The organism is Ethanoligenens sp., assembly GCF_047718355.1.
Classification (GTDB): Bacteria; Bacillota; Clostridia; order Oscillospirales; family Ethanoligenentaceae; genus Ethanoligenens.
The window spans coordinates 1-11686 of sequence record NZ_JBDNLG010000094.1 but is presented as its reverse complement, the minus strand read 5'-3'; the positions used below and the strand labels follow the sequence as shown (position 1 = coordinate 11686).

Sequence of the window (11686 nt, the reverse complement as noted above, 5' to 3'; positions counted from 1 at the left end):
CCGAGATACAAACCGCCGCTGCCAGAATAACAGCCGCTACCGCTTTGCTTTTTTTCTGTTTCATCCTTATAACGCCTCCATTTTTGTCTGAACGAGCAAATGAAATCTATGTGTGAATGATTGACAGCTGCTTGGAAAGCCATTTTTCCAGCACCACCACGCCTGCGTACATGAGCAGAGACAGAATGGACAGTGCAAACACGCCTACCCAAACAAGGTTGATGTCAAGGATTGTGCCCGCATAAATGACCATGCGCCCCACGCCCTGATTGGAAGCAATGAATTCTCCCACAATTGCCCCCGCAAGCGCCAAAGCGATATTGATGCGCAGGCTGCTTACAATCCATGGCATGGACCATGGCACCACCACTTTTTCAAAGACTTGCCTGCGGCTGGCGCCCAATGAATACAACAATGTTTCCATTTCAGGATCGACGCTCTTGACACCGCCGTATGCAGAAAGCGCGGTAACCACCACCGTCATCAGAAACGCCAGCGCCACTTTGGAGAAAAAACCGATGCCAAATAAAATGACCAGCACCGGTGCAAGCGCCAACTTAGGCAGCGCATTGAACACAATCAGATACGGCTCCGTGATATCCGCATATCGTTTGGACCACCAAAATGATAACCCAATCAAACTGCCGCACAGAGTACCGGACACGAATCCAAGCAGCGTGGAGCCGGAGGTATATGCCACATCCCGCAGCAACGTGCCTTGAGTCAGCTGGATATACGCTGTATGTAAAATGGTACTGGGGCGGCTCCAATAATAAGGGTCCATCCAGCCGATGCGGGTAAACACTTCCCAGATGACAGCAATTGCTGCCCCGACGGCAATACGCCCAAACCAAATCAGTTGCCTTCTTTTTCTGACCTGCACCTCTTCGAAATCGATGTTCTTCTTTTTCACAGTCGGTGGTTTTTTCCCATATCCCGCCGCACACTTTACCGATTTCGCAGGGTGGTCCACTGACTCACTCATTGATCCACTCCCTTTCATCCAATATCCGCCGCAGATGGAGCGCCCGAAAACAGAAGCTCCAGCAACTGATGCTTTAGTACCGCGAACTGCGGCGATGTCATATCTTCCGGCGAGCGTGGACGGGGAATCGGCACTTCAAGCTTTGCCTGGATGCGTCCGGGGCGCGGAGAAAACACATAAATATCATCCGAAAGATACACCGCCTCGTCAATATCATGTGTGACGAACAAGATTGTTTTTTTGAAATCCTGCCAGATCTCCAACAACCAGTTTTGCATATGTAACCGCGTCTGTGCGTCCAACGCACCGAATGGCTCATCCAGCAGCATGATATGCCGGTCATACAGCAATGTGCGCAGCAGTGCCGCGCGCTGCCGCATCCCGCCGGACAGTTCATAAGGATAACTTTTTTCGAACCCATTCAATCCATATTGCGCCATCAGCGGCAAAGCCCGCTTCACGGATTCCATCCGCGGCACACCACGTATTTCCAGTCCCAAGATGATATTATCCAAAATACTGCGCCATGGCAGAAGCATATCTTTTTGCAGCATATAGCCAACTGTTCCGGCCCGCCCCACAATATCTTGCCCATTGGCCAGTACCTGACCCGCCGTGGGGCGCAGCAATCCGGCAATGATATGAAACAATGTAGATTTTCCACATCCGCTGGGACCGATTATACTGACAAATCGCCCCTCTTTTACAGAAAAATTCACTTTCTGCAAAGCGATGATCTCTTTTCCATCCCTGCGAAAGGTTTTGGTGATGCCCGAAACGACCAATCTGTCTGGTTGCTCCATTTGATGCTTCCTTTCCGCCGGAGAATGACATCTCGGTTTCCTTCTGCCCCGGCTATAGTACTGGGAATTGCCGATAACCCAATATATGCCCCCATCTTCTATCCTGACACGCTTTGAAAAACCGTACAAAAAACGTCCTGCACGGATTTTAAATCCGTGCGGGACGTAGGTTGCGTCACAGCCTTTTCTGTACTGAAATGCAAAAATGCGTTATTCTACTACAAAAGGCTTGATCTCTTCAAAAAATGTAGATTTTTCATCGGTGCCCGCATTCAACTTAATCGGTTTCGTAAGATCCAGACTAAAAATCCCCATAATGGATTTCGCATCAATGACATACCGACCAGACGTCAAATCAATCTCAAAATCATATTTAGACACAATGTTGACAAACTTCTTGACGTCGTCAATGGTACTCAACGAAATATTTACAGTTGCCATAACAAAATCCTCCTAGCAATAAATCAAATTATAATATAAGTTTAATATAGCAGTCTGCAAAAGGTTAGTCAACAGGCAATTGTATTTCGTGTGCATTTTTATTATAATATACAAAAGAACAGTTTCTATTTTGAGCGTATCCTCAACGTTTTTAGGAATTATTATCTTGACGTGTGAGAAAACCCGTTTTTATTTACATGCGCGCCATGCCTGCGGAGGGATCATGAAGGCTGCTTTTTATACACTTGGCTGTAAAGTCAATCAATACGAGACCCAAATTATGGAGCAATCCCTGCGAGACGCCGGTTTCCAGATCGTGCCGCCCGACGATACAGCGGACGTCCTTGTGGTCAACTCCTGCACAGTAACCTCCGAAAGCGACCGAAAAACACGACAGATGTTGCGCAAGATGAAAAAAAGAAATCCCGACGCTGTCGCCGTACTCTGTGGCTGCTATGTGCAGGCGTCCCCGGAAAAAGCCGGTGCCATTGCGGAAGCCGATATCGTAACCGGTGTCCGCGACCGGAGTGGCATTGCGGCTCTGGTGCTGCGATCCATGCAGGAGAAGGGTCGGTTTACCAACGTTTCAACTTTTGAAAAAGAGGAACCGTTTGAACCAATGCGTGCCCGTGGACTTGACGGGCATACCCGTGCGTTCGTCAAAATTGAGGACGGCTGTCAGAACTTCTGCACCTACTGCATCATTCCTTTCTCGCGCGGGCCGGTGCGTTCCAAACCGACTAAAGAGATTACGGAGGAACTTACGGCGTTGCGGCAGCAAGGCTATGCCGAAGCCGTACTGGTAGGCATCAACCTTTCCGCCTATGGCGGTGACATCAACAGCACACTTGCCGACGCGGTAGAAGCCGCCGACCGCGCGGGACTGGCGCGTATCCGGCTCGGTTCTCTGTCTCCCCTGGCCATCACTGATGCATTCATCGCCCGCGCTGCCCGCTGCTCCTCCCTCTGTCCCCATTTCCACCTCTCACTGCAAAGCGGATGCGCTGATACGCTGGCACGAATGAATCGACGGTATGACCCAGAGGACTTTGCAAATGCCGTTGAAAAACTCCGCGCTGCGTTCCCGGACTGCGGCATCACCACCGACGTCATCGTTGGGTTCCCTGGCGAGACCGATACGGAATTTTCAGAGTCCATGGACTTTGCGGAACAAATCGGTTTTTCGCAGGTGCATGTATTCCCCTACTCCAAGCGGGATGGGACACGCGCCGCCGCAATGGACGGGCAGATATCCAAAGCTGTCAAGGAGAATCGCGTGCACGCACTGTCGGCACTCTGCGCGCAGACACAGCACGCCTTTTGGCGGCGTTTCGTTGGCAGGCGCTTGCCGGTTTTATTTGAGCAGCGTACACAGAGCGGTCTTTGGGAAGGTTTTACGCCCCAATACATCCCGGTTTATGTGCGTACGGAGCAAAATCTTCATGGCATCCTGCGGGATGTCCACATTGAGGAAGTCCAGCCAACGGGCTGTTTTGGGCGGCTTTGACCGTTCATCTTCCCTATCCGATAAAAAAGTTTTGAACGTCCAGTTGTCATTTTCCTATGTTGCGGCTGGATTGCTCTACACAGGAGTTGTATAAAAAATGTCCGTTTATAGAATCTTTGTCGAAAAACGTCCCGCGTTCGCCGTGGAAGCAGCCGGTGTGCTGGCTGACCTGAAAACATCGCTGAGCCTGAATGATCTGGAAAGTCTTCGCATCTTAAACCGGTACGATGTAGAAGGTATTTCCGAGGAAACGTTTGTGGCGGCAAAGCCGACTGTCTTCTCCGAGCCACAGGTGGATGTCACATCTTTGGAACCGGTGCCGCCCGCGAAAAATGAACGCATTTTCGCCATCGAATATTTGCCCGGGCAATTCGACCAGCGTGCCGACTCCTGCGCACAGTGCATCGCGCTGCTGACACAAGGTGAAAAACCCGCTGTGAGAACGGCGCGTGTTTTCATCTTGCGCGGCGTCTTTGACAACAAGACGTTTGAAAAGATCAAAGCCTACCTCATCAACCCGGTGGAATGCCGTGAAGCGTCACTTGAAAAGCCGGAGACACTTGCGGAGCAGTACGAATTGCCCGGCAAAGTCAAAATCCTGAAAAATTTTTGTGCACTCAACCGCGAACAGCAGAAAGAGTTTGCCCAACATTTCGGGTTGGCTATGGATGTGGACGATATTGAGTTCTGCCGCCAATATTTCAGCGAAACGGAAAAACGTGACCCGACCGTGACCGAATTACGCATGATCGACACCTATTGGAGCGATCACTGCCGTCACACCACGTTTTCAACAGAACTGGACGATATACAGATTGAACCGGATTATATACAAAAAACCTTTAAGAAATATATGGCCTGCCGTAATCAGTTCTATGCCAACCGGACAAAACCGATCACACTGATGGATATCGCCACCATGGGCGCACGAAAATTAAAAGCCGACGGCGCGTTGCCTGCTCTTGACGAATCTGAGGAGATCAACGCCTGCTCGGTGAAAATCAAAGCAGACGTAGGCGGCACAGAAGAAGACTGGCTGCTTATGTTTAAAAATGAGACGCACAACCACCCGACCGAGATCGAACCATTCGGCGGCGCGGCCACTTGTCTGGGCGGCGCCATCCGTGACCCGCTTTCCGGACGCTCTTATGTTTATCAGGCCATGCGGGTAACGGGCGCGGCCGATCCACGCGCCCCTGTCGAAAAAACATTGCCCGGCAAATTGCCGCAGCGCAAAATCACACTGGGCGCGGCCGGGGGCTACAGCTCTTACGGCAACCAGATCGGCCTTGCCACCGGGCAGGTTAGTGAGCTCTACCATCCCGGCTATGTGGCAAAACGCTTAGAGACCGGTGCGGTCGTAGGTGCCGCACCTGCCGCGAATGTAGTACGGGAACGCCCGCAACCCGGCGATGTAGTCATCCTGTTGGGTGGACGCACCGGGCGCGACGGCATGGGTGGTGCAACCGGCTCCTCTAAATCCCACACCCTCAAATCGCTTGCCAATTGCGGCGCCGAGGTGCAAAAAGGCAATCCGCCCGAAGAACGGAAGATTCAACGGCTGTTCCGCAACCCGGAAGCAACCCGGCTCATCAAACGCTGCAACGACTTCGGCGCGGGCGGTGTGTCGGTCGCCATCGGCGAGCTCGCTGACGGTCTGGATATCAATTTGAACGCCGTCCCCCGTAAATATGAGGGCCTGGACGGCACGGAGCTGGCTATATCGGAATCGCAGGAACGCATGGCTGTTGTCGTAGCTGAAAAAGATGTAGACATTTTCATCCAAAAAGCACAGGCAGAAAACCTGGAAGCCACCGTGGTCGCACAGGTGACAGAAGAGCCCCGCTTACGGATGTACTGGAACGACACCTGCATCGCGGACGTTTCGCGCGAATTCTTAAACTCCAATGGTGCATCCAAACACGCCCGCGCAACGATAGGTTCTCCAGATCTTTCGGGACTGTACCTTGCGCCGCCGGTGCATGATCTGGGCAGGCAATGGCGGGAAATGCTGGGTGATTTGAACGTCTGCTCACAAAAAGGATTGGGCGACCGCTTTGACTCAACCATCGGTGGGGCGACTGTCCTGCTGCCCTACGGCGGCAAACATCAGCTTACGCCAGCACAGGCCATGGCTGCCAAACTGCCGGTACCGCAAGGCGACACCACCACCTGTTCGTTAATGTCTTGGGGCTGCAACCCCTATATTGCGGAGACCAGTCCCTATCATGCGGGTGTGATTGCGGTCGTGGAATCGGTTGCGCGCTTGATTGCCAGCGGCGGCAGTCTGAAACAGACCTGGCTCTCGTTTCAGGAATTTTTTGAGCGGCTGCGCGACGAACCCGCCCGCTGGGGCAAACCTCTGGCGGCGCTGCTCGGCGCATTCGAGGCACAGCTTGGTCTGAAACTGGCCGCTATAGGCGGCAAAGATTCCATGTCCGGCTCGTTCGAAAAACTAGATGTACCGCCGACCATCATCTCATTTGCCTGCGGTGCATCCAGCGCACAGCGCGTCCTCTCGCCGGAATTCAAAGTCCCTGGGGACAAGCTGGTGCTGCTCAAGCCCAAATACGACCGCAACGGTTTGCCGGTTTTTGGCGACCTGCGCCGTCTATTTACAAAAGTAGAGCGACTGATCGCCACCCGCAAAGTACGAGCGGCGTGGGCACTTTCCACCGGCGGTGTCGCCGAAGGCATCACCAAAATGGCACTCGGCAACGGCATTGGTTTCTCGGCGGATCACGGGCTGAACGACAGCACCCTCTTTGACCAGTGCTATGGCGGATTTCTTTTGGAAGCAGAGCCGCGCGCATTTGTCGGCGGCAAAATTATTGGGCATTTGACCGACCAACCAACTATTGAAATTGGCGCACTCTCCCTACCGCTGAAGGAACTGGAACAAGCATGGACAGAGCCATTGGAAGATATTTTCCCGACTAAAACAAAAACCAACACGCCTGCCGCCAAAACATATACCTGCTCCGCACGCACCAAACAGAAACCTGCGGCGCGCCTTTCCTCCCCCCGCGTACTGATTCCGGTTTTCCCGGGCACCAACTGCGAATATGACGCGGCACGCAAATTTACGGAAGCCGGCGCAACCTGCGAAACATTTGTCATCCGCAACCTAAGCGCCAACGACATCGCCGAATCGGTTCTTGCTTTTGAAAAAAGCATCCAAAACAGCCAGATCATCATGATTCCAGGTGGCTTTTCCGGTGGTGACGAGCCGGACGGCTCCGGCAAATTCATTACGGCCTTTTTCCGTAACCCGCGCATTAAGGATGCGGTAGCAAATCTGCTGGGCCAACGCGACGGTTTGATGCTCGGCATCTGCAATGGATTCCAAGCACTGATCAAACTGGGATTGGTGCCTTACGGCGAGATTCGTGGAATGGATGCGGAATGCCCGACGCTTACGTTCAATTCCATCGGGCGTCATCAATCCACCATGGTGCGCACCCGGATTTCCTCCGTCCAATCACCGTGGATGTCCTATTGCAATCCAGGCGATGTCTATACCATCCCGGTTTCCCACGGGGAGGGTCGGTTCGTTGCCACTCCAGAAGTTCTGGCACAACTGGAGAAAAACGGACAGATTGCGACCCAATATGTCGATGACAATGGTCATCCGTCCAACGATATCGCGTTCAATCCAAACGCTTCGGTGGATGCGATAGAGGGTATCTTTTCGCCGGATGGTCGTGTCTTCGGCAAAATGGGACATAGCGAACGCTGTGGAAAATATGTCAGTAAAAACATCGACGGATTAAAAGATCAGCCTATTTTCCGGGCTGGTGTGGATTATTTCGCTCTATAAAGTCACACCCCTACGATACAACAACGCCCAAGCGGTAAGATACCGCTTGGGCGTTGTTGTATCGTAAACGCGTTATATTCAGACGCCGGCGTTTGTAAACAGCAGTTCCGCGTAGTGCACCGCACCCATGGCATCCTTGGCATAAAAATCCGCGCCAATTTGGTCTGCGTATTCCGCATTGAGAACCGCGCCACCAACCATGATCTTGCATTTTGGCACACTTTGCCGCAGTTGGCGAATGGTTTCCGCCATGTTTTCCACCGTTGTGGTCATCAGCGCGCTAAGTCCCACCAGCTTGACACGTTCCTTCTGCGCAATTTCTACCACGTCGCTGGGCGGCACATTTTTCCCGAGATCTATGACTTCATAACTGTAATTCTGGAGCAGAATTTTCACGATGTTTTTTCCGATATCGTGAATATCCCCTTTGACTGTTGCCAAAATAACTTTGGCCTTTTGGGCTTTTTGTTCCCCCGCATCCATTTTCTCGCGAAGTACTTCAAACGCCGCACGCGCTGCTTCCGCACTCATTAACAATTGCGGCAAGAACAAAGTTCCGATTTCAAAATCGTGCCCCACCCGGTCAAGTGCGGGAATTAGATTCTTTTCAATGATATCCAGCGGCCGCTCCTTTTCCGCCAGTGTCTTTGCCGCATCCGAAGCGCTGGTTTTCAATCCGGTCACGATGGCGTCGAATAAGGACACAGCTTCCCCATTGGTCGGAGGAGTAGGCTTTGACTGCTGCCCGCCATACGCCGCAATATAATCCATGCATTGCTTGTCCTTACCGGACAAGGCGCGGTATGCACGGTACACATCCATCATGCCCTGCGATTTTGGGTTGATGATCGCGGCATCCAATCCGCGCTGCAAAGCCATAGTGAAAAAGGCGGCATTCAGTTTTTCACGTTCCGGCAAACCAAACGCCACATTTGAGACTCCCAAGGAGGTGCGAAGCCCCAACTCCCGCCGGATGCGTTCCAACGCTTCCAGCGTAACGGCGGCATTTTCCTGACCGGCGCTGATCGTCATGACCAACGTATCGACCAGCAGATTCTCCGGGCCAATACCGTAAGATGCAGCGGTCTCCATAATTTTTCGGGCAACAGCCACACGCCCCTCGGCTGTGGGTGGGATTCCATTCTCGTCCAAGGTAAGTGCGACCACCACACCGCCATATTTTTTGACAAGCGGAAAAATGGAATGCATTGATTCCTCTTTGCCGTTGACTGAATTGATGAGCGCTTTTCCACTGTACAGCCGCAGCGCTTTCTCCATTGCTTCCGGGGAAGAGGTATCAATCTGCAAAGGAATATCCACTACGCCCTGTAAAGCCGACACCACCTGCTCCATCACGGCCGGTTCATCCAGCTCAGGCAGACCTACATTGACATCAAGCACATGCGCGCCAAGCTGCATCTGCTCGATGCCTTGCTGCAGGATATAATCGATATCGCCATCCCGCAAGGCCTGTTTCAATCGCGATTTGCCGGTGGGGTTGATGCGCTCACCGATTAACACCGGCGCAGTCTCTCCGAACACAACTGCTTTGGCATACGACGAGATCACCGTGCGTTTTTTATTGACCAGCGGCACAGGTGTGATGTCCTTGCAGGCCTGCACCTCGGCGGCGGTATAATCCGGTGTGGTACCGCAGCAGCCGCCGATGATCCATGCCCCGCCAAGAGCAATCTCCCGCATCTCCGCGGCGAATTCTTCCGGCTTGATTGTGTAAATGGTTTGACCATTCCTCGTTTGCGGCAGCCCGGCGTTCGGGTTAATGATGACCGGCACCGATGCACATTCCAATACGGCGGGCAAAAGGCGGCGCATCAAATCCGGTCCGAACCCGCAATTAAGGCCGAGCGCGTCCACGCCCAAGCCTTCCAGTAATGCCACCGCTGCGGGAATGTCTCCGCCTGTCAGCAGCTTCCCCTTGTCGTCTGAAACCAGCGTGGCAAACACCGGCAGATTTGTCCGCTCTTTCGCAGCCAATACAGCGGCTTTACACTCATACGTATCGGTCATTGTTTCAATTAAAATGAGATCGGCGCCCGCCTTTTCACCGATAGCCGCCGCTTCACCGAAAATTTTCACCGCCAGTTCAAACGGCAGATCACCCAAAGGCTCCATCAGTTTCCCGGTAGGACCGATGTCCATTGCCACCAGGCCGCCTTCCCCCGCCGCCTCTTTTGCCACCCGAACGCCTTCGGTGATGACCTGTTCCAAAACACCGATTTCCTGATATTTGAATCGGTTGGCGCCAAATGTGTTGGTCTTGATGATTTCTGCACCCGCGGCACGGTATGCGCTATGGATCTTAAATATGATATCCCGGTGCGTCAAATTCCATAGCTCGGGCTGCTCCCCTGGCGCAAGCCCGTTTGCTTGCAGCATCGTACCCATCCCGCCATCGAAAAAGACAATCCGTTTTCCTATATCCTCTAAAACACGCATCGTTTTTATTCCTTTCTGAATGCGCAGTCTTGCTTCTCACAAGACACACATTTTTCGGTATTGCAGCTCTGCTGTTCCGATGTCAGCCCAATTACAGCCGTGACTGATTTAGACGGGGCAAGAATATAGTTTTCCGTCATGGTCAATCCTATCCGTTTGGGACAGGACAGCTGTTCCATAAAATCGCGCTGATGCCGGATGTCAAAGTCACCATACCCCGGGCTGAACCGCGGACGCAGGAACAGACCCCTTCGTGCGGCCTGTCCCCGAATGGATGCCTCACACTCATCACAATAGCACTCGACCAATTCCGCCGCACACGCCTGCAAGATTACCATCATGGATACATCCGTTTTGGCATACCGGCGAAGCAGTGTATCGGGTCCGGAGCCCAGTGTTGCCGCAAATAAAACAGCCTCTGTGCAGCCGCGCAAGTGATGCCGCAGATGGTGGCTCTTCACCTGCATGGTTCCGATCTCAACAGTATCATCCATCCCGAAGTGCAATGGAAATGAGGCGCTGACCGTGCGGGGCGTGGCGCTCGCCAGCAGCAACGCAGTACACTGCTGTATCCTGTCCAAAACACCTGCATCTGCCGGGTGGCCGTGATACCCCAGATACCGCAGCACTTCTCTTTCCCTAATCTGTAACATTATTTAATGATCTCCGAAATATTTTCATAAATTTTTGCTGCCACTTCTGGCTGGTTCATCGTGTAGATATGAATAGCACGCACGCCGTTGGATATCAAATCAATGATCTGTTCGGTGGCGTAAGCAATCCCCGCCTGACGCATAGATGCCGGATCATCTGTAAACCGATCCGCCATATTGAGAAATCGGGGCGGCAGGGATGCACCGGAAAGTTGACAGATGCGCGCAATTTGTTTGGCATTGGTTACGGGCATGATACCGGCGATAACCGGCACACGAATATCCTGCGCCAATATTCGAAATAGAAAGTTATAGAATATGTTATTGTCAAAAAACATCTGCGTAGTCAAAAAGTCGCAGCCGCATTCCACTTTTTCTTTCAGGTGAAGGATATCTTCCCGCCTATTCGCAGATTCGATATGCCCCTCCGGGTAACAGGCGGCACCTATGCAGAAATCGCCTTGTGCGCGGATCTCACTAACCAGTTCGCTTGCATACCGGTACTGTTGAACGGGAGGAGTCCCATCTTGCGGCACATCACCGCGCAAAGCAAGCACATTTTCTATTTTATTTTCACGCAATTCTGTGAGTGTTTCAGCCATCGCTTCTTTTGTAGACGCGACACATGTCAAGTGTGCCAATGCAGGCACACCATATTTTTGCACAATACCGGCAAGATGTACCGTATTTGCCCTGGTCCCGCCGCCCGCACCATACGTCACGCTGATGAAATCCGGGTGAGCAACCGCAAGTTTCCGCACAACTTCCTCAGCCTGTTGTAGTTTCCCCGTTTGCTTGGGAGGAAAAATCTCACAGGAAACACTAATCCTATCTCGCTTTAACAATGTACTGATTTTCATGTCAACCGTCCTTTTAGAAAAGACTCTATTGTGCGCATCTTTTCCAATATAATCGATACACTTATTGTATCACAATCAAGCTGCTATGCGATAACGCCTATTATTTATGGTCTGCTATAGCTTAAATCAATAGAATCTATGTCACCATCTAGTTCTCTTA

At 52.2% G+C, this 11686-nt stretch carries 8 protein-coding genes; 2 read left to right on the top strand and 6 right to left on the bottom strand.

From position 1 onward, the window contains the following. Positions 1 to 106: 106 nt before the first annotated feature. The 3 genes from ABF463_RS12180 to ABF463_RS12170 all read right to left on the bottom strand — a co-directional run bounded on the left by ABF463_RS12180 (position 107) and on the right by ABF463_RS12170 (position 2229). A complete protein-coding gene (locus ABF463_RS12180) occupies positions 107 to 985 on the bottom strand; it encodes an ABC transporter permease (RefSeq protein WP_415533911.1) in 879 nt (292 codons plus the stop codon). Positions 986 to 999: 14 nt separating this feature from the next. Continuing rightward, positions 1000 to 1788 (bottom strand): ABC transporter ATP-binding protein, encoded by a 789-nt coding sequence (locus tag ABF463_RS12175; RefSeq protein WP_415533910.1) that lies wholly within the window; start codon positions 1786 to 1788, stop codon positions 1000 to 1002. 210 nt (positions 1789 to 1998) lie between these two features. Then, positions 1999 to 2229 (bottom strand): HPr family phosphocarrier protein, encoded by a 231-nt coding sequence (locus tag ABF463_RS12170; protein ID WP_415533909.1) that lies wholly within the window; start codon positions 2227 to 2229, stop codon positions 1999 to 2001. Positions 2230 to 2452: 223 nt separating this feature from the next. Here ABF463_RS12170 and mtaB point away from each other — a divergent pair, with 223 nt between their 5' ends. Next, the gene (gene mtaB / locus ABF463_RS12165; protein WP_415533908.1) at positions 2453 to 3736 is read left to right on the top strand and encodes a tRNA (N(6)-L-threonylcarbamoyladenosine(37)-C(2))-methylthiotransferase MtaB; all 1284 of its coding nucleotides are present in this window, start codon (positions 2453 to 2455) and stop codon (positions 3734 to 3736) included. 97 nt (positions 3737 to 3833) lie between these two features. After that, the gene (locus ABF463_RS12160) at positions 3834 to 7556 is read left to right on the top strand and encodes a phosphoribosylformylglycinamidine synthase (RefSeq protein WP_415533907.1); all 3723 of its coding nucleotides are present in this window, start codon (positions 3834 to 3836) and stop codon (positions 7554 to 7556) included. 78 nt (positions 7557 to 7634) lie between these two features. Here the strand turns inward: ABF463_RS12160 and ABF463_RS12155 are convergent, their stop codons facing one another. The 3 genes from ABF463_RS12155 to metF are packed head-to-tail and all read right to left on the bottom strand — an operon-like array spanning position 7635 to position 11526. Continuing rightward, positions 7635 to 10013, bottom strand: coding sequence for a homocysteine S-methyltransferase family protein (locus tag ABF463_RS12155; protein WP_415533906.1), 2379 nt, complete (start codon positions 10011 to 10013; stop codon positions 7635 to 7637). Between the two features lie 5 nt (positions 10014 to 10018). Next, positions 10019 to 10666: a vitamin B12 dependent-methionine synthase activation domain-containing protein gene (locus ABF463_RS12150; protein WP_415533905.1), complete on the bottom strand. Its 648-nt coding sequence runs from the start codon at positions 10664 to 10666 to the stop codon at positions 10019 to 10021. Further along, entirely contained in the window at positions 10666 to 11526 is an 861-nt protein-coding gene (metF, locus tag ABF463_RS12145) for a methylenetetrahydrofolate reductase [NAD(P)H] (protein ID WP_415533904.1), read from the bottom strand. The genes ABF463_RS12150 and metF overlap by 1 nt, the downstream gene beginning before the upstream one ends. Positions 11527 to 11686: the final 160 nt, after the last annotated feature.